The organism is Spirosoma sp. KNUC1025, from assembly GCF_045160025.1.
Taxonomy (GTDB): domain Bacteria; phylum Bacteroidota; class Bacteroidia; order Cytophagales; family Spirosomataceae; genus Spirosoma.
In genome coordinates this window covers 1,798,699-1,822,910 of sequence record NZ_CP087139.1, presented here as the reverse complement: position 1 = coordinate 1,822,910, position 24,212 = coordinate 1,798,699, and the positions used below count along the sequence as shown (strand labels likewise).

16 protein-coding genes are annotated in these 24,212 nt (G+C 45.4%); 8 read left to right on the top strand and 8 right to left on the bottom strand.

Features of this window, described 5'->3' with window-relative positions:
- Positions 1 to 43 precede the first annotated feature (43 nt).
- The 6 genes from LN737_RS07925 (at position 44) to LN737_RS07900 (ending at position 7,035) form a co-directional block, all read left to right on the top strand.
- On the top strand, positions 44 to 1,780 hold the full coding sequence (locus LN737_RS07925; protein ID WP_405517738.1) for a RagB/SusD family nutrient uptake outer membrane protein: 1,737 nt from the start codon (positions 44 to 46) through the stop codon (positions 1,778 to 1,780).
- 112 nt (positions 1,781 to 1,892) lie between these two features.
- A complete protein-coding gene (locus LN737_RS07920) occupies positions 1,893 to 2,153 on the top strand; it encodes a hypothetical protein (protein WP_405517736.1) in 261 nt (86 codons plus the stop codon).
- 149 nt (positions 2,154 to 2,302) lie between these two features.
- Positions 2,303 to 2,818, top strand: a complete 516-nt coding sequence (locus tag LN737_RS07915; RefSeq protein ID WP_405517734.1) for a hypothetical protein — start codon at positions 2,303 to 2,305, stop codon at positions 2,816 to 2,818.
- A gap of 190 nt (positions 2,819 to 3,008) precedes the next feature.
- Positions 3,009 to 5,426 carry an endonuclease MutS2 gene (locus LN737_RS07910; protein ID WP_405517733.1) on the top strand — a complete coding sequence of 806 codons (2,418 nt, stop codon included), beginning with the start codon at positions 3,009 to 3,011 and terminating at the stop codon, positions 5,424 to 5,426.
- Positions 5,427 to 5,495: 69 nt separating this feature from the next.
- Positions 5,496 to 6,158 carry an HAD family phosphatase gene (locus tag LN737_RS07905; RefSeq protein WP_405517731.1) on the top strand — a complete coding sequence of 221 codons (663 nt, stop codon included), beginning with the start codon at positions 5,496 to 5,498 and terminating at the stop codon, positions 6,156 to 6,158.
- 91 nt (positions 6,159 to 6,249) lie between these two features.
- Positions 6,250 to 7,035, top strand: coding sequence for a hypothetical protein (locus LN737_RS07900; RefSeq protein ID WP_405517729.1), 786 nt, complete (start codon positions 6,250 to 6,252; stop codon positions 7,033 to 7,035).
- Here LN737_RS07900 and LN737_RS07895 read toward each other — a convergent pair.
- Positions 6,971 to 7,507 (bottom strand): MOSC domain-containing protein, encoded by a 537-nt coding sequence (locus LN737_RS07895; protein WP_405517727.1) that lies wholly within the window; start codon positions 7,505 to 7,507, stop codon positions 6,971 to 6,973. The two genes, LN737_RS07900 and LN737_RS07895, sit on opposite strands and share 65 nt — an antisense overlap.
- A 180-nt stretch (positions 7,508 to 7,687) precedes the next feature.
- Positions 7,688 to 10,396, bottom strand: a complete 2,709-nt coding sequence (locus tag LN737_RS07890) for a DUF5686 and carboxypeptidase regulatory-like domain-containing protein (protein ID WP_405517725.1) — start codon at positions 10,394 to 10,396, stop codon at positions 7,688 to 7,690.
- A gap of 123 nt (positions 10,397 to 10,519) precedes the next feature.
- Between LN737_RS07890 and LN737_RS07885 the strand changes: the two genes are divergently transcribed.
- Positions 10,520 to 11,878, top strand: a complete 1,359-nt coding sequence (locus LN737_RS07885) for a M24 family metallopeptidase (protein ID WP_405517723.1) — start codon at positions 10,520 to 10,522, stop codon at positions 11,876 to 11,878.
- Positions 11,879 to 11,909: 31 nt separating this feature from the next.
- Here LN737_RS07885 and LN737_RS07880 read toward each other — a convergent pair whose 3' ends face one another.
- The 6 genes from LN737_RS07880 to LN737_RS07855 all read right to left on the bottom strand — a co-directional run bounded on the left by LN737_RS07880 (position 11,910) and on the right by LN737_RS07855 (position 22,071).
- Entirely contained in the window at positions 11,910 to 13,037 is a 1,128-nt protein-coding gene (locus LN737_RS07880) for an efflux RND transporter periplasmic adaptor subunit (protein WP_405517721.1), read from the bottom strand.
- Positions 13,018 to 16,326, bottom strand: a complete 3,309-nt coding sequence (locus tag LN737_RS07875) for an efflux RND transporter permease subunit (protein WP_405517719.1) — start codon at positions 16,324 to 16,326, stop codon at positions 13,018 to 13,020. The genes LN737_RS07880 and LN737_RS07875 overlap by 20 nt, the downstream gene beginning before the upstream one ends.
- 485 nt (positions 16,327 to 16,811) lie before the next feature.
- Entirely contained in the window at positions 16,812 to 17,891 is a 1,080-nt protein-coding gene (fbaA, locus tag LN737_RS07870) for a class II fructose-bisphosphate aldolase (protein ID WP_405517717.1), read from the bottom strand.
- A gap of 215 nt (positions 17,892 to 18,106) precedes the next feature.
- Positions 18,107 to 19,636, bottom strand: a complete 1,530-nt coding sequence (locus tag LN737_RS07865) for a capsule assembly Wzi family protein (RefSeq protein WP_405517715.1) — start codon at positions 19,634 to 19,636, stop codon at positions 18,107 to 18,109.
- Between the two features lie 154 nt (positions 19,637 to 19,790).
- Entirely contained in the window at positions 19,791 to 20,330 is a 540-nt protein-coding gene (locus LN737_RS07860; RefSeq protein ID WP_405517714.1) for a T9SS type A sorting domain-containing protein, read from the bottom strand.
- A gap of 1 nt (position 20,331) precedes the next feature.
- A complete protein-coding gene (locus LN737_RS07855) occupies positions 20,332 to 22,071 on the bottom strand; it encodes a TMF family protein (protein WP_405517712.1) in 1,740 nt (579 codons plus the stop codon).
- Positions 22,072 to 22,247: 176 nt separating this feature from the next.
- On the opposite strand from LN737_RS07855, the gene LN737_RS07850 reads away from it, so the two are divergent.
- Positions 22,248 to 24,083: a hypothetical protein gene (locus tag LN737_RS07850; protein WP_405517710.1), complete on the top strand. Its 1,836-nt coding sequence runs from the start codon at positions 22,248 to 22,250 to the stop codon at positions 24,081 to 24,083.
- The last annotated feature ends 129 nt before the right edge of the window (positions 24,084 to 24,212 follow it).

Here is a 24,212-nt window from a genome sequence, read left to right as displayed (position 1 = left end):
ATAAAAAGACTCATATCATCTCATTTCTTAGGCTAATTGCACTATGAAAAATCTGATTACAAAGGGAACGATAGCTACGGCCATGCTGGTCATGGGTACGTTTGCCTGTAAAGACAAATTTCTGGAAGTACCGGCTACAGGCCAGCTGTCCAGCGCTCAGTTGACCTCAAAGGCGGGGCTCGACGGATTGCTGATTGGTGCCTATGCGCAATTAAATGCTCGTGGTTTTTCTCAATCAGCCAGTTCTTTCAACTGGGTACGTGGTAGTGTCTCGGGTGGCGATGCAAATAAAGGCTCTAACTCTGGCGACTTTAACGCCCTAACCCCCTATGAGACATATCAATTACTTCCCAGCAGTGGTGAAGTAAACGCAAAGTGGAACGCCATGTACGAAGGTATTTCTCGTACGAACAGTGTTCTTCGGGCATTAACTTCAGCCAGTTCGGACGTAACAGCGGCTGATAAAACCCGCCTTACGGCTGAAGCACGTTTTCTACGTGGCCATTATTACTTTGAGCTGAAGCGTGCTTTTAATATGGTTCCTTTTATTGACGAAACAGTCGATTATGGGACAGGCATTGAAAAAGTCACAAATAGTGCTGATATCTGGGCAAAGATCGAAGCTGACTTCAAATTTGCTCAGGATAACCTGCCTGCTACGCAATCGGCGGTTGGCCGTGCTAACAAATGGGCGGCTGCCGCTTATCTGGCAAAAACATACCTGTATCAGAAGAAATATACCGAAGCAAAAGCTCTGTTCGATCAGGTAATTTCTAGCGGTACTACGTCGGATGGTAAAAAATATGCCCTGCTCGATAATTATTCTGACAACTTCAATGCTGCCAAGGATAATGGTTCTGAATCGGTATTTGCTATCCAAGCAGCTGCTAATACAGGTAGCTCAGATAACGCTAACCCTGATCTGGTACTGAACTTCCCATATAACACAGGTTCGAATGGCCCTGCCGGTTGCTGCGGTTTCTTTGCTCCTAGCTTTGAACTGGCTAACTCCTTCCGTGTTGATGCGAAAGGACTTCCTTTGCTCGATGGTTCGTACAATACAGGCGCTAATCAGTTGAAAAACGACCAAGGCATTAAGTCAAGCGATCCGTTTACGCCAGATGCTGGTCCTGTTGATCCTCGCTTAGACTGGTCGTTGGGCCGCCGGGGTATTCAGTATTTAGACTGGCAGCCGCACCCAGGTCTTGACTGGATTCGTGACCAGAGCTTTGCTGGCCCTTATTCACCAAAGAAATTTGTGTTCTACAAATCGCAGGATAAAACCTTGACGGATGGTAGCTCCTGGACGGATGGCTATTCAGCGATCAACTACAACATCATTCGGTATGCAGACGTGCTGTTGATGGCGGCAGAATGCGAAATTGAAGTAGGTAGCCTAGATACAGCACTTAAGTACGTGAATATGGTTCGAACACGGGCTGCAAATCCAGCTGGTTTCGTAATTCAAGGTGGCAAACCAGCTGCCAACTACGTTATCAGCAATTACACAGCTTTTGCTGATAAAGCAGCTGCACGGACGGCGGTTCAGTTTGAGCGTAAACTGGAGCTTTCGGGCGAAGGTCACCGTTTCTATGATCTGGTTCGTTGGGGTGTCGCTTCAACGGTGTTAAATAATTTCATCACCTACGAAAGCAAGCTGCTGCCAACGGCCTATTCTGGTGCTAAGTTCACGGCGAGCAAGGATGAATATATGCCAATTCCGCAAACCCAGATCGACTATCAGGGCAAGGACATTCTGAAACAGAACCCAGGCTACTAACTTTCTGAAGTTTGTTAAAAAGCAGAAGGGCTTCTCGATCGAGAAGCCCTTCTGCTTTTTAACAAACTTCTCTAGCAATGGTTAATACTCTACAACAAAATATACTAACGTTATGGCTAATCATAAAACAACAAACCAGCCAGGCTCCAACGACTTGCAGCCCAATGCGGAGCGAACCCGCAATCAGCAGGCACACGATACAAGCAAAAATCGTCCTAATGGTGAACGTGAAATGACCAATGCCAATAAGAGTAAGCAAGGAGAAGAGGATGATCATTCAATGCAGGGCATGAGCAAAAAAGAACTTGCAGATGAGCGCGGAGGTCATGGACATTCGGGTCATAGCAGTAGCCGGAACGGTAGTCGGAAATAACTATTGATTGTCATCAGCAATGGGCTCATGAATTACCCGCGGGTAGTTCATGAGCCCATTGCAATTTTTGTAGGCCATACTGAAACGCTCTAACTTAGAGAATGCATAAATTCGTTACATTCAACTGGTTTTGTGACAAATGATGCATCATGCTCTATTTATTCTGGGCTTTACTGAATCTGGCGCTTTTTCTTATATTCGTTAGCATTTGCTTTCGAGCAGCAAAACTCATCCAGGCTAATTTGGGCTTTTTAGCGTCAGTAGTTTTTATATTTGGTCTACTATCTCTTGCCAGTGATTCGAACAATGAAACTAATGCGAACAGCTCTACGGTAAAAAAGTGGAATTTCGCCAACAAACAAGCTGTAGAAACCCTTACGTCGAAGTATGCCCATATTACCCTCGACCAGACGTGGACAACGACAACCAGTTTGGCTATTCAATTCGGACGAGAAAAAATCACTAAGAAATTACTGCCTACGGAAGCCTATTCGTCCTTGACGGGTTTTGTAGGTGGCTACGTTTGGGAGCCAGAAGCCCTATTGGTCGGTATAAAAGCAGAACAATTAACGTATCTGATAGATGGCACGCTCGAATGGAAAGTATTAGGGATGACAGTATATAATCAACATAAACGATATTCAGGCAGTATCACGGTGCAATAAACTATCTCCCAAATAGCGTACTGCTGGCGGTAGACTATTGACCTTCAGGTTTCTGAATACATTGACTCAACGAACCCTCCGCCTTCGCCCAATGTTATCTATATGGTGGCCCCTTTTCAGGTTAGCCCAACTAATCACATTTATAGACTTTATTCGTCATTAGCTGTTTCAAAAAGAGCAGCGCTATAGAATGCTTTACCCAAATACCTTAGAAACAAAATTAGGATTCGATACCATCCGCGAACGACTAAAAGATGCCTGCGTCAGTCCGTTGGGGCAGGATTACGTCGATAAGATTCGCTTTACTGATAATGTTCAACTGATTGACAAATTACTTCGTCAAACGGCTGAATTCAAGCAGATTGTCCAATACGAACCCGATTTTCCGAATAGTAATTATATTGATGTTCGCGCTCACCTGGGCCGCGCCCGCGTAGAAGGTCTGGCGCTTACCGAAGCCGAATTTTTTGACCTTAAACTAGCGTTACGTACCGTTCAGGAGTGTCTGCGATTTCTGACAAAACGGGAAGAAAGCAATAGCTTCTCCTTTCTGCGCGAGCTGGCGGGGCCGATAGGTGTGGATAAAAAACTGACCGATTCGCTCGAACGGGTTATTGATGATCGGGGAAATGTTCGGGATTCGGCATCGCCCGAATTAGCGAACATCCGCCGACGTATCATTGGCGAACAGGCCAATCTCCGTAAACGACTCGATAGCATTATACGTCAGGCCCGGCAAAATGGCTGGATTCCAGACGACCTGTCGCTTACGGTACGTGGCGGACGGCTTGTAATTCCGATTGCTGCCGAACACAAGCGTAAAATCAAAGGATTCGTTCATGATGAATCTCAGACGGGACAAACGGTGTTTTTAGAACCAGCCGAAGTCTTCGACGCTAACAACGAGATTCGCGAACTTGAATATGAGGAACGCCGGGAAATTTACCGAATCCTACTGGCGCTTACAGATCAGGTTCGACCTCATCTGGACGACTTAAAGAAGTCAATTAATTTTCTGGCACAGATAGATTTCATCCGGGCAAAAGCCAAGCTGGCCGTCCAGCTGGACGCGGTCATGCCTAAGCTTGTTGATCGGCCTTTTGTCAGTTGGACAAATGCCCGCCATCCGTTGCTGTTTTTGTCTTTTGCAAAACAAGGCAAAACGGTGGTTCCATTGAGCGTACGGCTGGATGAAAAAGCCCGCATACTGATTATTTCGGGACCGAACGCAGGTGGTAAATCGGTAGCGTTGAAAACCATTGGCCTGATGCAATATATGCTCCAGTGCGGTTTTCTGGTACCGATGGATGATTACTCGGAGATGGGTGTATTCCAGAACCTGTTCATTGATATAGGCGACGAACAATCACTTGAAAATGATTTAAGTACGTATTCATCGCACCTTACGGCCATGAAACAGTTCCTGATTGGCGCCAATAAACGGACACTGTTTTTGATCGACGAGTTTGGAACGGGTACAGAACCGGGATTGGGCGGTGCCATTGCCGAATCCATTCTGGAGGATCTGAATAAATCAGGCGCTTTCGGTGTGGTAAACACCCACTACACGAATCTCAAAGTGATGGCCGACAAAACCGCTGGCTTAATTAATGGGGCTATGCGTTTTGATGGTGAACATCTGGAACCGCTCTATCAGCTGGAGATTGGACGTCCGGGTTCGTCATTTGCTTTCGAAATTGCGCAGAAAATTGGCTTGCCGAAAGGCGTCATTGATCGGGCGAAGGAAAAACTGGGTAATCAACAGGTAAACTTCGAGAAACTGCTAAAAGAGCTGGATATTGAAAAGCGGGTTTTCTCAGAGAAGAATCTCGAAATCAGTATCAATCAGCGGAAACTGGCTCAGCAACTCGCCGAATATACCGCCTTGAAAACCCGCCTTGACAATGAGCAGAAGAAGATTGTAAATGATGCCAAACAGAAAGCAAAAGCGCTGGTTCAGGAAGCCAATCAACGGATTGAAACCACCATTCGGGAGATTAGGGAAAATAAAGCTGAGCGCGATGCCACGAAGCAGGTCCGGCAGGACCTGGAACGGTTTGAGCAGAAAGAATTAAAACCAGAAACTCTGGTTGTTGAAACGCCAAAACAAACGGAGGACGAATTCGAGAAAGATAATGGCACCATTGCGGTTGGCAGTTACGTCCGGATTACGGGCCAGAATGCCATTGGCGAAGTGCTGTCGATACGGGGTAAGGATGCCGAAATACGTATCGGTGACTTAAAATCGAACGTAAAATTGAGCCGACTTGAAAAAGTCAGCAAGAAAACGTTTAAAGAAGCTACCGAAACACGCGACGACCGCCCACGCAGCCAGGGTATGGATATCAATGAGAAAATGCAGAATTTCAGCTTTAATCTTGATATCCGGGGTAAGCGGGGCGAAGAAGCCCTGGGCGAAGTAGACCGGTTCGTTGACGATGCACTGATGCTGGGCTATCCTGAATTACGAATCGTTCATGGGAAGGGAGATGGAATTCTCCGAACGCTGGTACGTAATCATCTGCGGGGCTATAAGCAGGTTGGCAAGATGGAGGATGAACACGCTGACCGGGGTGGCGCTGGCGTTACAATCGTTAAAATGAAATAACCAGTACAGCCTTCCGTTTCGTGTCAATTTCAGAAACGGAAGGCTGTATATAAAACTACATACAACTTGATGAAAGCAGTAATTTTCGACATGGATGGTGTGATTGTTGATACAAACCCACACCACCGAACCGCCTGGCGGGAGTATTATCAACGTAATGGCAAACTGCTTAGCGACGATGATTTCGTGCAGTACGTTTCGGGCAAACACAATAACGATATCGTTGCGCACCTGTTTGCCGGCCAGACTCTGGAAACCAGTGAAGTGCTTCGGCTGGCTCGAGAAAAAGAAGCGCTGTTCCGGGAATTGTACCGACCTGTTATTACCCCTGTAGCGGGCCTGGTTGAGTTTCTGAAAGCGTTGAAAGAAGCGGGTATTCTTACAGCTGTAGCTACTTCTGCCCCTGTCGAAAACCTTGATTTTGTAGTCGACGCCCTCAATATCCGTCCGTATTTTGATGCGTTGCTGAATGAAAGTATGGTAAATCACCCAAAGCCAGACCCGGAAATTTACCAGAAAGCAATGGCCATTCTTGGGGTCGAACCGGCCGAGAGCGTCATTTTTGAGGATTCAATGACAGGTATCCAGGCCGCTAAAGCTTCGGGAGCTTCCGTCGTTGGCATGGCCACCACACAGTCGCCCGATGAATTACGTCCCTTTGTAGATGACGTAGCAACTGATTTTACGGAGTTAACGCTTGACCGATTACAACGGTTGATTAAGGTTTTTTAACATGGGGTAAAGGCATCAATCTGTATTTTTGTACGTAACGAAATTGCTAACTCGATTCCTCTTTTACTCCAATAAGCTCTTTTCCAGCTCTATGCCCTATAAACTCCTCTTAACTACTCTCCTTGCCAGCTTTTTGAGCTGGCCGGGTAGTGTATGGGCACAGGGTAAATACGTAATTGGTACCGTCGTTGACCAGACAACCAAACAGGGCGTAGATAATGTGACGGTGGTGAACCAACGTACCCGTCAGCGCGCTCGTACGAATGCTTCGGGGCGTTTTTTTATAACAAGTCAACCCGGCGATTCTCTGATTCTAACCAGCCAGCTCTATAATCGAGTTGGCATTCGGTATGATGGCTTAGAAAATCCGACCATTGTGGCCCGCGCTTTGCCCCCTATGCCCTACCGTGTGGTCGATCTGGCGGAGGTCACTGTAACCGGGAAACGCTATGAAGAAGTGAAGCGGGAAATTCAGCAAATCCTCGATGAGCCTGTTGCATCAAAGAAGGTAACCGGCGAACAAACACTTGACCGGCTAGCCGATGGGGCGGGCGTTACGTTGCTATACGAAATGTTTGGGAAGCGCCCCAAATCCGATCGGAAAGCCTATTATATCATGCAGCAGGATCGTCGGCATGCTTTAGCCGTCGAGCGATTCCGGCTCCTGGTGGAACAATCGACTAACCTAAAAGCCGACGAAATTGACCGTTTCTTCGACTTTTGCGATTTAGACGATGATTTTTTACTCAAAGCTGAAGATTACGATCTTATTAATACCATTCAGCAGTTACGCAATCGTTACCGTGACGGCTTTAATCGCCCCAGTCGGATTTCACCCGATCCGGCGCAGTCGGCACCGAAGCCGAAGTCCCGCTGAGGACCGTAACCTGATTTCCTACCTGAATCCTTCCTTCTTTTATTACTTTTGCCGTCAATCCTCCGTGGCCCCTCATGGCATTGTAGCCACCCGGTCCCAGCGCAGTTTCCATTTTAGAGCAGGGATGACACTGGCCAGTAACTTTTAAAATAACCTCACCGATTTGTAGTTGATGGTCCTTCAGAGCCAGTAAGTTCAACCCTGATATAACAATATTTCTACGTAACAGCCCCGGATCGAGGGTGTTACGCCCCGTAAGCGCGGCAACTACAGGCAAATGTTCAGCCTGAATAAGGGTTACGTGCCGGTTGCCACTTTGACCACTGTAGTGATCCCCGATAATTCCCTTTTTCTCCGATACGTCAATAGCATTCACCACCTCAACAGCTTCCCGCCGTTCGGGCCGAATACCAATCCACTCTACCCGTCCTGGCCGGGGAAATACGTCGAAGAGATCTTTAATGTTCTGCACCGGGATTTAATTGATTTATTTAACAGAGATTGGTTTTACTATTAAAACGGCTTAAACGTTTCTTTCAGCTCAAAAACTGACGTATTTTACTTCTCTTCCAGAAAGCCCAAACAACCTCACTAAAATTTTCTGAAGACAAAATCTGGGCAATCATTAGTATCAAAAAAATCCCGGTTTGGTTTACCGCCCGAATTTCATTGTTGTGCCTATTCGAAAGCCTAACCCCTGGTACGTTGCATCCTGCCACTGCGAAATGATTTCAACCCGAAAAAAGGGCAATACCTGCGGAATAAGACCATCCAGACCATAACCAATCTCGGTATAATTTTTAGACGAAGGCGTAGCGAGATAATGCACAAACAGATTTTCCTTTAATCCGATCAGGCGAACCAGTGTAAGCTGCGTAACCAGAAACTTACGGAACTCGGCTAACACATGCCCCTCTGCAAAGCGGTTGGCGGTGCTGTATTGATAGTACGGCAACAACCGATAACTCGACACGGCATCGCCCTGCTGAAAGAAAAACTCATTTCCGGCAAAATGTTTAAAATCAGGAAAGTACAGTTTCCGGTTCGTCAGGAACGTACCCGCGCTGAACTGATAATTTAACCGACTTCGGATTCCGGTTTCGAACGAATGGCTGATGCTCGCCTGTAAAAAATCGTAGTCGACATCGGCCATACCTTTTCGATAGTTCAAGGTCAGCAAAGGAGCATCATTGTCACGACGGGCAATACGACGCCCGTTGCGAATCACGTACTGCGTTGCGCCCAAACGTCCCGATGCCGTCAGATTCAAAACCAGTGCGTTATGATTAGGGAAAGCCGTTGTCGGCACTTCTACATTGTCTGGCCGATTAGGCGTGAAGGTTCGGCTTTTCCAATTAATCCAGGGCTTAAGATCTTCGCGGTAATTGGCTAGTTCGGTCCGCTGTGCATAATCCAGGCTTCCCGAGAACGTAATGCGGTTTTTAAACGCCGACGTACTGACGCTCAGGTTCAGAAAATCTTTCTGGTAAAGTTTTATGAAATTCTGCTCGAAAAGTAATGTTGTCAGCGAGTTCAGAAACGGACTCATCGGATTATCAGGATTAAACTGATATAGGTACCGCCCGCCGGATACACCAATACGAGTTGTTTTGTACTGGTAACTAGCCTGCCCATAACCAACAAATCCTTTTCGACCAAACTGATACCGCCCCGATCCGCCAATATTCCATTCGCCAAGTGGGATTTGCGTAAACCGATTCACTGAGTCTATTTTCTTCCGGTAACGTAGATTAAGCCCTCCTTCCAGCGTGTACCCTTCAACAGTGTTGTACTCAATCTGTGCCAAAGGACTTGTGTAGATCAGAGACGCTTGTTTGTTGAGTCGCCAGGTATAGCCACTTAGCAACTGCCCCGGCGAAAACTTATTAGTCGATTTTTTCTTGGTACTGTCCCGTTTGGCGCGCTGGGTTGTGTCGGTTCCCGGCGCTTTAATCTCCCGGATCAGCCCAAGGCTATCGGCTTTTCGGTAGCTTTTGCTTTCAGCCGTTGTCAGCGGCACCGAACGTAATGAATCCCAGAACACGTTGGAGCGTTTACGAGCCAGCGAGTCCACAACCAGCGAGTCGTCGCGCACAACCGTTACGTCCTCTTTTCGTTTTTTACGGGCCTGCTTCTCCTGCTTTTCATATTCTTTCACCATCTGGCGCAGGTTTTTGGTCGAAAACTCCTTCTGTTTCTTTACCAACTCATCGAGTTGCTGCCCTTTAATATCGCCTTTCGACAACGTTTGTGCGGGTGGTCCTTTCTTCTCATCGGCTACCTCAATATCCTCGACAAATGCCGGATTTACGACAAATTCAGAAAAGGTCAGATTCCGAATGTAATAGCCCGTTGCCTTCACGCCTAAGTAAGAGCCACTGCCGTTATACCGCTGATTGGTAGGCATCCAGACGCCCTGAACTGGGCTACATATGTGCCGCATAGTAAATGAGATGCCAATGTTGTTCACCGTTTCCAGCTGCAAACTGTGGATAGCCCAGGTATTTTCGAGAATATAAAGTATGCCCCGAAACACGCCTTCACCGTACTGCCGCGGAATAACCTGAATTTTGCTCACCTCCACCGGCTTTCCATCGGGGCCATTTTCGCGAAATGTGCCTTTGTACTCAAATTTGTAATAGGCAAACGCTTTTGGCGATAAGGGCGAGACGGCCCCTCCCACCGTCGGGTTATAAAAGCTAGCGTTGTAAAACTGATTGGGACTCAGAAAATCACCCTGTGAATTTCGATTGGCAATAATCCGCTGCCGATACGTATTGGGCTGACTGAATGACACTTCGGCCACGGTCTCGTTCAGAATCGGTACGCCGACTTTAAAATTAAAATCCCGCTCGGCTTCTTTTAACTGCTTGCGAAACGCCATCTCGGCCAGGTTGGGCAAGTCTTCTACCGTAACGGACGATTTTGTGTAAACGCGGGCTTTAAATCGCTGTACCTGTAGCTGATGAAACCGGCTTTTGGCAATAGCCCGGCGCATGATCGTGTAGGCTGGATCTTCGTTACCCGCTTTGGCCTGTACTTCCTCCAGCCGGAATGCCTGTTCTTCCAGGGTTGCATCCAACGTACTGAAGCCCGTTGCAATATCGACCGGTTTTTGTATCGTCTGAAAACCCAGGTATTGAAAAACAATATCGTACTTGCCGGGTGCCAGCGCGATTTCGTACCGGCCTTCAGCGTTAGTAATCGTGCCATTTGGTGTGCCTTTTACAATAACAGCCGCGAAAGGCAGTACGTCGCCCTGCTTGTTTTTGACCGTGCCCCGTAAGCCTGTACTGCTCGTTTGAGCGAGGGTTAGCGGAGCGTTAAGACAAATCAACAGAAATAGTAAGATAGATTTCATGCCACAAAGGTGGTGGAGCTATTCGAGTAGATGCCTATGCAAGTAAATACGTTGCGTTGGCTTTTGTTAAAAAACTATAACGTCTTTATGTATCTTGCCTGAAACTGCATCAACCTGACTCATATGCCAAAATCAATACGCTTCTTGCTCAATTTATTTATTTTTTCGATAGGTCTGACAACGGCTCTCGCCCAGCCCTCTCCCTCCAGCGTTTTGCCAGAGCGCGAACGTGCCCGGGTTATCGACGAAATTCTGGAAGATCGCTTCGCAAATCTGCTTCCCCAACTGATGCGCCGTGAGGGAATCGACATGTGGATTATTATCTCCCGCGAGTATAATGAAGATCCAGTTTTAAGAACCATGCTGCCCAGTACGTGGCTTTCGGCCCGCCGACGTACGATAATGGTTTTCTTCGATACGGGGAAGGAGATTGAGAAGCTGGCCATTGCCCGCTACGACGTCGGCAACCTGCTGAAAGGGGCCTGGGATATCGACGTCCGACCGAATCAATGGGAAGCGCTGGCAAAAACAATTGAAGATCGAAAACCAAAGAAAATTGGGCTAAACATATCAACGAATTACGGCCATGCTGACGGATTGTCCTTTAGCGAGCACGAAGAGTTTCTGAAAAAGTTACCGGCTGATTATCAGAAACGTATCGTTTCGGCTGAGAAACTTGCTGTTGGCTGGCTCGAAACCCGCACTGAAAAGGAAATGGCCATTTACCCGCTTATCTGTCGGCTGTCGCACCAGATTATTCAGGAAGGATTTTCGGAACAGGTCATCCAGCCGGGCGTAACGACGACCGACGACGTAGTGTGGTGGTTCCGTCAGCGCATTACCAGTTTAGGGCTCGATACGTGGTTTCACCCAACCGTCGATGTTCAACGCGCCGACAATACCGATTTCAATCATTTACGGACGTTTTCAAAACGCCCCGATAAGCAGGTAATTATGCCCGGCGATTTACTGCATGTTGATTTCGGAATTACGTATCTCCGCCTGAATACCGATCAGCAGCAACATGCCTACGTACTGCGCCCCGGTGAAACTGACGTTCCTGAATCCATCAAAGCCGCTTTTAAGCAGGGGAATCGGCTACAGGACATTCTGACGGAACAGTTTAAACTTGGCAAAACGGGCAATCAGATGCTTCTGGCCGCTCTCGAACAGTCGAAGAAAGAAGGCATAAACGGCACGATCTATACGCACCCCATTGGCGTTCATGGTCACGCGGCCGGTCCAACAATCGGTCTGTGGGACCAGCAGAAAGGCGTTCCCGGTGCTGGTGATTATCCCCTGCTTGCTAACACGGCCTATTCTATCGAGCTGAATGCGGCAGTAGAGGTTCCTGAGTGGAAAAAAATAGTACGTATTATGCTCGAAGAAGACGGTTTTTTCGATGGACAGAGTTTCCGCTACATTGATGGCAGACAGACGGAAATCTATACAATCCCGAGAAAATTAGGCTACGTAAAATAACCATTAACGATAGCCACGTAGCAGTACGTGGCTATTTTGTTGTAATCGGTGAACCATCCCGGATTTCTTCGTTGGCAGCCGCCACAAAGTGATCGCCTTCGGTAAGCTGTCCGAATACTTCTATTTTATCGTCAGCCTCAATTCCTTTCTTAACAGGCACCCATTCCGCTTTCTGATCTTTTACCCGAATCAGGAAAACGCCGGTCGTTGAGTTGACAACAGCCGATTTTGGCACAACAAACGTACTGCTTTTGGTTGGCAGAGGTACGTTAACTTCAGCAATCATACCTGGCAACAGCTTTTTATTGTCGTTCAATACGTCGACCTCGACCCGTTCCGACCGCAACCGTTTGTCGAGAGCACCCGACATTCGCTTTACCTTGCCGGTGAATTTCTTATCGGGGAAAGTTTTGACTGTAAAACTTACTTCATCGTTCTGATCGACATAACCCGTGTAAGCTTCCGGGACAGCAATGACCAGACGGAGTCGCTTTTGCTCTGTCAGAACAAACAGCGGAAATTCAGAACCTTTACCAGCGGGACCTATATAGGCACCGGTGCTGGCGTTACGTGCACTGATAATTCCATCGAAGGGAGCGCGGATTTCCAGGTATTTTTTCAGATCGCCGACTTCCCGATACGCAGATTTGGCAGCTTCCAGTTGAGCAAGGTCGGCGTTACGTTTAGCCAGCGCCTGATCGACATCATTTTTTGAAACAGCCCCCGAAAATTTACTGGCTTCCAGAATGCGCTCGTAATTGGCTTTGCTGGCGATGGAAAGGGCTTCCTGTGCTTTCAGTTTTGAATCGGCCGAGGCTAGTTGTGCGCTTAGTTCGGGCGCTTCGGCCAGAGCAAGTAGCTGGCCTTGCCGTACTTCTGAGCCAACATCGACGTTCAGCGATTTAATAAACCCACTTACTTTTGCATAAATATCAACATCCCGAAAGGCGACCAGTTCGCCCGGTATTTGTAAGGAAGATGATAATTTGTCTTTTTTAAGTGTAAATACCTCCGTAGCGGCCGGCGTTTCGGCTTTCTCTATTTCACTCGCTTCTGCTTTACTTTCAGGAGAATGACAATTGGTTGCTATTGTAGCCAGCAATAGACTACCTGTAAGGATAAGTAGACTGCGTACTGGTCTATGAATTAGCCGTTTCATACGAGGTTGGAATGTAATATTTGCTTTCTTTATCTTCAGGATCAAGCGAGACAGATTCGGTCGTTGTTTTACCCTGTACCCAGGCAAAAGCTAATGGCAGGATGAACAGAGCAGCAAAAGTTGAGGCTATCAAACCTCCAATAACCGCACGACCAAGCGGAGCTGCCTGCGAGCCACCTTCACCCAGCCCCGACGCCATCGGAATCATACCGACCACCATCGCTACGCTGGTCATCAGAATTGGCCGTATGCGTACTGAAGCGGCTTCCCGCGCTGACAACAAGGCATTTCCGTTTCTCATGCGAAGTTCTTCCGCATTGGTTACCATCAGAACCGCGTTGGAAATCGATACGCCCACCGACATAATCATCCCCATATACGACTGCAGGTTGAGCGTAGAGCCCGTAAGCATGAGCAGCGAGAGCGACCCGACCAATACAGCAGGAACCGTGCATAAGACAACCAGCGACACTTTGAAGGATTGAAAATTAGCGGCCAGCATCAGGAAAATAACGACAATAGCCGTAAGAAGGCCCGTTTGCAGGCTGTCGAGCGTATCGATCAGTACTTGTGTTAGTCCCTGCATTTTTACCGTTAATCCCCGGGGCAGTTCCCCTAATGAATCAATGGCTTTCTGGACATCTCTGGCAGCTGTTCCTAAATCCATGTCATTGAGGTTAGCCGTCACGGACAGCACGGGTATGGCTCCTATGTTGTCGTTTTCGCCATACGTAGTACCTTTCTGCAACGTAGCCACATCGCTCAAAACCGGGCGGTTCGTGTTTGGCAGTACCGGAATTTCGCCCAGATCGTTGATGCTTGTCATCCGATTTTCAGGAACCTGTACCTGAACACTATAGCTCTGGCTTGTTTTCGGGTCAATCCACACACTTTTTTCGGTATAGCGCGATGAAGACGTTGCCGCTATCAGCGAACGCGAAATAGCCGAAATATCCGTCCCCAATTGAGCCGCGCGCGTCCGGTCGACGGTTACGTTTATGGTTGGGTATTTGGTAGCCTGTCCAATCTGAACATCGCGTAGGTACGGAATTCGATTCAGCTTGGCAATTACCTTATTGGCAAATTCTTCGTTCTGTTTTTTGTTTTTCCCCGACAGCTTCACTTCAATAGGCGTGGGAGACCCCTGGCTGAGAATTTTGTCGGTTAGTTCGATTGGTTCAAACGAGAGCTTAACATCAGGCAGCGATTTCTTCATGCTGGCTCTGAACTTGTCCTTCAGTTCATCCAGATCCACGTCGTACTCTTCTTTCAAACTCACCTGCAATACGCCCTCCTGTGGTCCTGCCATAAACAGGTAAATGGGACTCGTTGAGAATTGGGCTCCGTGCATTCCGACCATGGCGGATGTAATCTCGACATTTTCTTTACCGACCAGCTTGTTCAACACATCAATGGTTTTCAACATGGTCGCTTCGGTTTTTTCCAGACGTGTTCCGTCCGGATTTCGCAAACGTACCTGAAACTGTCCACCGCTTACTTTTGGCAATACATCCCGACCAATGGCTGTAATCAGCAGAAACGCGATACCTAATGAGCCAATCACATAGATCAGGACAATTGGTTTTCGATATGGAAGTGTACGACCAATAAATCGCACAAAACGGGCTCTGGTACGTTCGAAAAGACTGATTTTACCGTTATTGTCCATATCAATCCGGTGCGCCAGCTTTTCTTTTTGCGTCAAAAGGTCGTCGTGTTCGTTTTTGCCGTTAAGCCCTGCTTTTCCATTGGCTTTTATTACGTGTCCATTTACGGCTTCGTGTTTTGTGGCTTGTCCATTACTAACCGGGTGATGTTCTTTCATCATCCAGTTGGCCAGCACCGGAACCAACGTCTGTGCCATCAGGTAAGACGTGATCATTGAGAAACCAATCGCCAGGGCTAGCGGCAGAAACAGGGCTCCCGGTATACCCGTCATAGTAAAAGCGGGCGCAAATACGGCCAGAATACAAAACAGAATCAGCAATTTGGAAAAGGCGATTTCCTTACAGGCGTCCCAGATGGCCAGCGCTTTGGGTTTGCCCATATCCATATGCTGGTGAATGTTCTCAATCGTTACGGTACTTTCATCGACCAGAATCCCGATGGCCAGAGAAAGGCCACTTAAGGTCATGATATTGATGGTCTGCCCAAACAACGAGAGAAACAAAACACCCGAAATGATACAGGTCGGAATGGTAATGATTACGATAAGCGCCCCGCGTAAATCCCCCAGGAAAAGCAATACCATCAGGCCGGTCAGAACAGCCCCAATAGCGCCTTCCGTCATTAGGCTTTTCACAGCATTGATTACATATACCGATTGATCGAAGGTATAGGTTAGCTGTACGTCTTCTGGCAGCAACGCCTGAAAACGTGGCAAGGCAGCTTTTAGGTTTTGAACGACTTCCCAGGTTGATGCATCGGCTGACTTGGTAATTGGCAAATACACCGAGCGTTTACCATTCACCAGAACGTATCCCTGCGTTATATCAGCTCCGTCTTCGATAGTTGCTACGTCTTTCAAATACAGATTTTGAACCGTTCCGGTGTAGAGCGGAATATTGCCGAAATCCTCAATATTCTTGACCGTGGTGTTGGCCGGTGTAAAATAGTTCAGATCGCCAACCCGCACGTTTCCGGCAGGTGTTGCCTGATTATTGATACGTAATGCAGCCACCAGCTGATCCGGGGTCAGGTTATGCGCTCGCAGTAATTCAGGGTCGGCCTTAATAACAATTGAGCGGGAATTTCCACCAAATGGCGCTGGCGACACCAATCCGGGAATAGAAGTGAACCCCGACCGGATATAAACGTTAGCCAAATCCTGCAACTCATTATTACTACGTTTCGGGCTACTCAACACCAGTTGCCCAACGGGTAAGGTAGAGGCATCGAAACGCAAAATGAACGGTGGCTGTGATCCGGGCGGAAAGCTGGACTGCGCCCGGTTTGAATAAGCAGATACTTCAGCCGCTGCCTGCGCCATATTGGTGCCTTCGTAAAACGACAGTTTCAGGAGCGTAATACCCTGAATGTTTTTCGTTTCGATGCTTTTTACGCCCGATACGTAGAGCAGCAGGTTCACGTACTGTTTCCCAAAGAACGATTCCATCTGGTCGGGGGTGTACCCACCAAATGGCTGAGAAATATAGATGACGGGTAAGTTTAGATTCGGGAATATATCAATCTTGATAGAACGAACGGCACCTATACCGAAGTAGAATAAACTAGCAACAATAACCAGAATCGTGATTGGCTTTCGTAACGCAGCTCGGATTAAATTCATCTTACATTAAACCATCTTAAATTGTTGAGTCAGCCGTGGGAATTTATTTTTAAACTTCCTGACTATCCAAAAGGCTTATCCTATAAAACCCAATTTTTTCCATAATCCATCACATATACGTGTAGATCTTCCTGAAAGTTAACACATTTGACCGGTAAATCTGCTGTCTCATCTTACTCTTTCAGAGAGCGTTACGTATGCAATTTCCACACGGAATAATCTATTTGCCTAACTCTGTTAAGTAAAACTGCTCATATTCTATTACGTTTATTAACTGGCAAAAAGGCTATAGAAATCAGAGGAAAAATAAAGGTTCATAGCCACCAACCGTATTTTACAGGCAAGCAATTCATTTACGAAAATTACCCAAAAAAGCCTGCCTTTTTTGAGCGCTTGTTATTGCATTAAATTTGCCTTAACCCAACGCAAAAAGAGGTGCCGGATTTTTCAACCCGGCACCTCGAAATACTATAACCCTAAATGGACTAGGCCAATCGGTTGATACAGTTCAAATCTTCAAAAGCGATTTTCAGCCGTTGCACCATGCTTTCTTCGCCCTTACGCAACCAGACACGAGGATCATAGTATTTTTTGTTTGGCGAATCAGAGCCTTCAGGATTACCCAGCTGCGATTGCAGGTACCCTTCTTTTGCCTGGTAATATTTCAGAATCCCTTCCCACATAGCCCACTGCATGTCGGTATCGAGGTTCATCTTCACGGCACCGTAGCGGATAGCCTCCCGGATTTCTTCCCGGCTTGACCCCGACCCACCGTGGAATACAAAATTCACGGGTAGTGGACCAGTATTGAATTTCTCCTGAATGTATTTCTGCGAGTTATCCAGAATAATGGGCGACAGTTTTACATTGCCTGGCTTATACACACCGTGTACGTTTCCGAAAGCAGCCGCGATGGTAAAGTTTGGCGAGATTTTGCTCAATTCTTCATACGCATAAGCCACTTCTGAAGGCTGTGTATACAGTTTCGAATCGTCAACATCCGAATTATCTACACCATCTTCTTCACCACCTGTTACGCCTAGTTCAATTTCGAGTGTCATACCAATTTTGGCCATACGCTCAAAATACTTGGCACATATCTCAATATTTTCCTCGATTGGCTCTTCCGATAAATCGAGCATATGGGAAGAATATAAAGGCTTACCCGTCTGCTCGAAATGTTTTTCGCCAGCAGCCAGCAGGCCGTCAATCCAGGGAAGGAGTTTCTTGGCACAGTGGTCGGTATGTAGAATCACAGGAACACCGTATAGTTCAGCTACGTGATGAATATGCAACGCCCCTGAAATGGAACCGGCAATGGCTGCCTGTTGCTTATCGTTTGGCAGGCTTTTACCAGCATAAAAGATACCACCGCCGTTTGAAAACTGAATGATAACCGGCGAGTTAACAGCTTTAGCCGTTTCTAATACGGCATTAACAGAATTTGTCCCGACAACGTTGACCGCGGGAAGGGCGTAATCATTTTCGTTTGCGTGACGGAAAAGTTCGGTAACGCCTTCGCCGGTTACAACACCGGGGGCAAAACGGGTGGCTACTTCGCTCATGATTAGGGATGATTTTTGGATTCGTTCAAGAAATAGTTTACCGAAAAAGCGACCGGCTAACCTATTCGATTTCAGCAGGTAAAGTTGGGGATATTGCGAAAAAAATACTAATTATAACGCATGCTTTACCTGGAAAGCACAGATAATTATGACAATATCTCTTTTTGTCTATCGCTTATACAAGTACCTATTTTAGAAAAAATCGTTAATATAATTTAATTGGTATTGACTATTTTCCGAATGCTGAGGAACGTACCGACACTATTCTGATACAGTGTACCCGCATCTACAGCAACACTTCCCGTAAGTTGCAACCCGCCAAGAATAGACAATGGAACTACTACACCTGCATACCCGGAAAACTGATTGCGGACGGGTGTGAAAGGGGCATTATACGTACCAAAATTACGGCTGTATGATAGCTTGATCTGATAACTGATGGGAGCCGCTAAGGCGCTGCCATTCACGGGTAAACTGCCGGATATACCTGTATGGAAAACATATACCCGGTTATTTGCCGTAAATGTTCCAAACGGGTACTGATCTTTAGGACCTAAAGCAGGGGGTATAAAGGGCGTACCAATTGTATGCTGGCGATAGGCCCAACCATCTCTGAACTGCTGGTGGTTAAAATAATCATCCTTACCACGTCGCTTCGCATCTTCAAGTATAAAATCGGGGCCACCCTGGCTGGTGGTATTTAGAAATTCAAACAAAATATCCCGCACGATTGCATTATCATCATTCCGACGTATTCGTACGCCATTCAGCCCATCTGCGATATTAATGAGGTAAAATAGAGAACCGTCATCGTAGAGACTTTGTCGATACACATACAATGTATACCGCGCTAAGTCGATCTCTGCCGCGATGTCTACTGATCCAAGGTGATTTCCAACCCGATTTGTCAAATCAAAATAGTTATATTCAGATATGTCTTTACTCTTTGGATAGAGGGTTGATACTACGTAAAAATAATTCAGCAGCCCTGACGGTAGTTCGCCACTAGGCTGAATCGTACCGGGAATATTATCAGGACTAGCTTTCCCTCCCCATACAGCCTGATGATTTAATCCAGCATAAAAGCGCATAAAATCACGCTGATGGCCAAACCTCAGATACAATGATTTTTGGTGAAGCATTGGATTTTGGATATACCCTTTCGCATCCATATACCCATGAGCGAATGTTCCCTGAATAGCGACCCACCCTTTTGTAAAACCAATTGGTGTAAAGTTTGGAATAGATATCTGAATTTTGGGTAATGGCATTGCGTTGCCCGACCAGGCATACGAACCTGTTGATAATGTTGAATCCGCCAGGCCAAACTTCTCCCGCCGACGCCCCACGTAAAGCTCCCAGATTCCTCTACGTACTTTTACATATGCTTCAGGCAATAACACATTGTGTTCATAGGACAACCCATTTTGTGTACCATTCACCACCACATTAATGCCATACCCTACAGCAAAATTGGAATCTCGCCAACGGCCAGTGCTCTGACGACTGGTGTCATATTCGCTGTAGATACCCGCCCGAAATGTTGCTACAGGCGACCGGTTGGGAACTATGCCGTACTGATTAGCGCGTAACCAGAATGGAGTTTCTGTTGATGAGGAAAGGTAGGTACCTGCTTCAGCAACGTATTGAGTAGGCTTGCGGACAGGCTGAGCTTGTAAACAACAGGAGGCAATCACAAATAGAATTAGCGTGCATAAGCAACCTGGCTTTGAGCAAGTTCGCATTGAGTGCTGGATAAGGTGAAAAACGGATTACAATTATAACGCTTCCCTTCAATCTTTATAAATATGTCACTATTTATTTAGGCTATAGTATATAATGAATAAGAAGACCCGTATCTAAATACGGGTCTTCTTAACTGGAAAGCAATACCTGTTGTTATTTTTTCACAAGTCGAGTCGTCGCTTTCTGCTGATTTGCTTCAAGAATAGGAATATAAATTCCTGGACTAGCCATTTGGGGTTTCCATTCAAGGCGATGCTGCCCGGCGGTTTGGCTCTCTTCATTTACTAATCTTTCAATTATTTTACCTTGTGCATCCACTATCCACATATTCACCTTGCCATCAGCCGGCAAATAATAATCAATAGTGGTTGTATGTTCAAAGGGGTTAGGGAAGGCGGTTAATTGCAGTTTAACATCGCCTTCTTTGCCTATTGTAACCGGTTTTATATTGGCGGTAAAAATGCTTCCCCTACGTGCTTCAAAGCCTGGCATCATCACTATAGAACTACCAGCCCTATATTCCACATTTGTGGCGGCAGCTACGGTATTAACAGCTTCAATGGTTGCCACAGCCTGCTCAAGGTACTTTCCTTCTTTTTCATAAGCTACCACTACCCGTAATGATTGTTGAGCCACCTGGGCTGAGCTAAACAGCGTTATGAAGCACCCGAATATTGCTAAAAAATATCGCATCTTATTTATGTTTTTTTACCTGCAGTTTATTAATACGTCTTTCCAAACTCTCACTCTTCTGCTTCAGCGCATCATTCTGCTTTTTAAGCTCAATAACATAGAGCGTGAGCTCCTCAACTTTTTCAAGGAGCTTCGCCTGCATTTTACCGACATCAACTCCTTCACTGACAACTTCCTCTGCCGATGGCACGCCAGGAAGGTGTTTCTCACGATTGATGTACTGTTCTACTTCGCCTAATCCACGCAGTTGATAACCATTTTCAAACACTCGATCTGACCAGTCGCTTGTGCTCTTTACAGCCACTTTCACTTTTTCCGTTAAAATCCCTTCTGCTACATATAGTCGATAGCCAGCTGGCGTTTTGCTGACACCAGAACCGATGATTACTCCCCCGGTATTTGCATTCTGTATATTACCTCCATCAGTCTGCCATAAACTACTTACATCAGTTGCTACCCGCCCCGACCCATTAATACTTCCTAACACAACATCACCGTTTGCGTTGACAGTTAAAAACTTGGTTTGATTCAGTAAAGTAGTTGTTGTACCTAAACTAGTTAGCCGCAAACCCGAAACACCCGACGTACCCGAAACGACTTCCAGCTTAGCGGCAGGAGCAGAAGTACCTATTCCAACGTTAACTGCGTTAGCTCCATTGCCTCCAAGTACTAACGCATTTGATATAGTTACCTGTGCATTATTACCAATAGCTGTTGAGTTACTTATATTACCGGCAGAGGAAGGCACAGAGGTATTATTTCCAATGAAGGTATTATAGGAGCCAGTTGTTACATTTAATCCAGCGTACCGACCGATACTTGTATTTCCACTACCAGAACTATTATGAAGTGCAGACCCATCGCCAATAGCCGTATTACCTACTCCTATTGTAGAACCGGTTCCAGCGCTGTTGCCCATATACAAATTATAACTTCCTGTTGTGTTCCCAAACCCTGACTGCTGGCCTAAAAATAAGTTTCCTAGTCCAGTCGTGTTATTAGCACCAGCTGAAAGACCAACAAATACATTATAACTACCCGTTTTATTTTTCTCTCCAGCTCCAAATCCAACAAATGTATTAGATGCTCCCGTGTTACTAACGCCTGAGTTTGCTCCTACAAACGTATTTTGCACAGCACCTCCATTAGATGAGCCAGCAAGTGATCCAACAAAAGTATTGTTAGACCCTGTTGAATTATTTCCACCTGCATCGGCCCCAACAAATGTATTGTTGTTACCTTGTGAGTTCGTGTAGCCAGCTCCGGAGCCTAAAAATGCATTATGATTGCCGGAATAGTTTAAATAACCAGCTCGATCACCCACGAAAGCATTGTTGTAGCCATTATAATTAGTGTATCCACTCTGTGCTCCTAGAAAAGTATTATTATTCCCGTTAGAATTACTGAACCCCGCACCAAAACCGATAAAAGAATTTTGTTGCCCGGCCGAATTCTGATTTCCAGCAAAAGCCCCTAAAAAGACGTTTTGGGTGCCTGCCATATTCATCGAGCCTGTACCGCGTCCAATAAATAAATTACTAGCCCCCGACATATTTGCATTCCCAGCGCCCACCCCTACTAAGGTATTATCCGATCCTGGGGTGGTAGACGATGGGGTGGTAGCCACATAATTAGTTTGGGAGAATCCCAAAAAAGATACCAGCAAAAAATTAGCTGCAAGTAGGAGTTTTATCATAATAATTACATTCTCCAAAATTGGAATTTGGCTTTTTTTAAACAATTTGATAGGTAAATATAATTATAAAACATAACGATTTTCATTTAACTCATGTCCTTACCCACACTGAATGACACTATTTATTACTAAAAACAAACATTAACTATATTTAACTAAAATATTGTGATATTTAGCTAAAAATTATATACATTAATATGAAATTAATTACTTAAGAAAGTATGAAATGGCTTGTTTTTAACACAATAGCATTATGTACTCTGATCTCTACGCTATCAGATTTATCATATGAAGATGCAAATAAAATAAATTTTATCTATCCACGACAGGAAGGAAGATCACCAATTCTGCCACCAATAAGCTCAAATTGGGTAGCTACAGATGGTCTTGGCCGAACTCTGCCTTCGTACGCGGCAACCGGTGGTTTTAAGAATAATAAATATGTGGGCATATTCTACTTTCTATGGCATGGCCAATACAATGATAAAGCAGTATATGATATTTCATCCATAACCAAATCAAATCCAACAAATCCAAAATTTGGTCCAGAAGGAGCATTCCATTGGTGGGGAGAACCAGAAGTAGGTTATTTCAAAGCCGATGATCCATGGGTCATCCGTCGCAACCTACAACTCTTAACGCTAGCTGGGGTAGACATTTTGTTTTTTGATGCGACCAATGCAGATCCTTATTTGGCAATCGTCAATAAGTTGTGTAAAATATCTGTTGAAATGCGCCATGCAGGTATACCAACACCTTATATTTGTTTCGTTACGTACTCAAAAAGTGCCCAGACTGTTACAAATGTCTATGAGCAATTCTATGCACAAAATCGCTATTCTGAATTATGGTTTCGCTGGCAGGGGAAGCCACTGATTTTAGGCAAAATTGAAGAAATGACTAATAGTGCTATTCGTAATTTTTTTACATGGCGGTATAGTTGGGCTTGGACAAATAGCCGTAATGAACCTCATCACTGGCAATGGCTTGATAGAACTCCACAAAACTACGGATGGGATAAAGATCATACTGTGCCGGAAGAAATACCGGTTGCCGTAGCTAGTCACCCTTGGGATAATAACGTAGGCAAAAGTTTTCACCAAGGCCAAGCAGGGGTTTTAAATCGTCAGGGTACCACTTCCCTTACAAACCAAGGTAGATATTTTGAGGAGCAATGGAAACGTGCTTTACAAGTTAATCCAAGTGTCGTTTTTGTTACAGGTTGGAATGAATGGATTGCTCAACGATTTGTGAACAGTCAAACTGATTCTGCTGCTAAAGCTCATCCAGCTTTGTTTATGGGAAAGCCATTGAAACCTAAACAAACGTTTTTTATTGATTTATATAATCAGGAGTATAACAGGGATATAGATCCTATGAAAGGTGGTTATACTGATAATTATTACTATCAGTTAGTTACTAACATTCGGCGATATAAAGGAATGTCCCCTCCAGAAGAAGTTAGTCCGCCTACTACAATTACGATTGATGGACAGTTCAATGACTGGACTAATTTAAAGCCTAGTTTTAATGATCCTTCAGGTGATGTTATGCATCGCGATTGGCCTAGAGCAGATAACAAAATTAACTATACTAATACTACAGGGCGTAATGATATAGTTCTGTGCCGGATTGCTCGTGATAATAAAAAAGTCTATTTCTATGTAAAGACGGCGACTAAGTTAACATCCTCTACTGACAAAAATTGGATGCTTTTGTTTATTGATACCGATCAATTCATTGAAACTGGATGGGCAGGCTATGATTTTCTGATTAACAAGACAATAAAAGATAATAAATCAACAATCAGCCATTGGAATGGTAAAAGCTGGACTCTAGTCTCATCAGCTTTCATTAAATATACTGATGATGAACTCGAACTTAGTGTACCCCTGAATGCAATAAACCAACAGCCTGGTAAAATTAATTTTGACTTTCATTGGGCGGATAATATCCAGCAATTCGATGATATAACTGAGTTTTTTCTTAATGGTGATAGTGCGCCGGATAGACGGTTCAACTATCGATATGGTGTCAAAAGCTTTTCTAATAAATAAAACCCAAATGGGTGGTGTATTTAATCGGTGTCTTCAAAAAAAATATTATTTTTATTTTGAATTTATGAATATTTGATTATATTTATTTAATTAAATATAAAACACCGTGAAATTAAGCTATTCACACCA

Bases quoted from the DNA above. Each gene is read 5' to 3' on its own strand.
- LN737_RS07925 (WP_405517738.1), top strand. From the start codon at position 44: ATGAAAAATCTGATTACAAAGGGAACGATAGCTACGGCCATGCTGGTC.
- LN737_RS07920 (WP_405517736.1), top strand. From the start codon at position 1,893: ATGGCTAATCATAAAACAACAAACCAGCCAGGCTCCAACGACTTGCAG.
- LN737_RS07915 (WP_405517734.1), top strand. From the start codon at position 2,303: ATGCTCTATTTATTCTGGGCTTTACTGAATCTGGCGCTTTTTCTTATA.
- LN737_RS07910 (WP_405517733.1), top strand. From the start codon at position 3,009: ATGCTTTACCCAAATACCTTAGAAACAAAATTAGGATTCGATACCATC.
- LN737_RS07905 (WP_405517731.1), top strand. From the start codon at position 5,496: ATGAAAGCAGTAATTTTCGACATGGATGGTGTGATTGTTGATACAAAC.
- LN737_RS07900 (WP_405517729.1), top strand. From the start codon at position 6,250: ATGCCCTATAAACTCCTCTTAACTACTCTCCTTGCCAGCTTTTTGAGC.
- LN737_RS07890 (WP_405517725.1), bottom strand. From the start codon at position 10,396: ATGAAATCTATCTTACTATTTCTGTTGATTTGTCTTAACGCTCCGCTA.
- LN737_RS07885 (WP_405517723.1), top strand. From the start codon at position 10,520: ATGCCAAAATCAATACGCTTCTTGCTCAATTTATTTATTTTTTCGATA.
- LN737_RS07880 (WP_405517721.1), bottom strand. From the start codon at position 13,037: ATGAAACGGCTAATTCATAGACCAGTACGCAGTCTACTTATCCTTACA.
- LN737_RS07875 (WP_405517719.1), bottom strand. From the start codon at position 16,326: ATGAATTTAATCCGAGCTGCGTTACGAAAGCCAATCACGATTCTGGTT.
- fbaA (WP_405517717.1), bottom strand. From the start codon at position 17,891: ATGAGCGAAGTAGCCACCCGTTTTGCCCCCGGTGTTGTAACCGGCGAA.
- LN737_RS07865 (WP_405517715.1), bottom strand. From the start codon at position 19,636: ATGCGAACTTGCTCAAAGCCAGGTTGCTTATGCACGCTAATTCTATTT.
- LN737_RS07860 (WP_405517714.1), bottom strand. From the start codon at position 20,330: ATGCGATATTTTTTAGCAATATTCGGGTGCTTCATAACGCTGTTTAGC.
- LN737_RS07850 (WP_405517710.1), top strand. From the start codon at position 22,248: ATGAAATGGCTTGTTTTTAACACAATAGCATTATGTACTCTGATCTCT.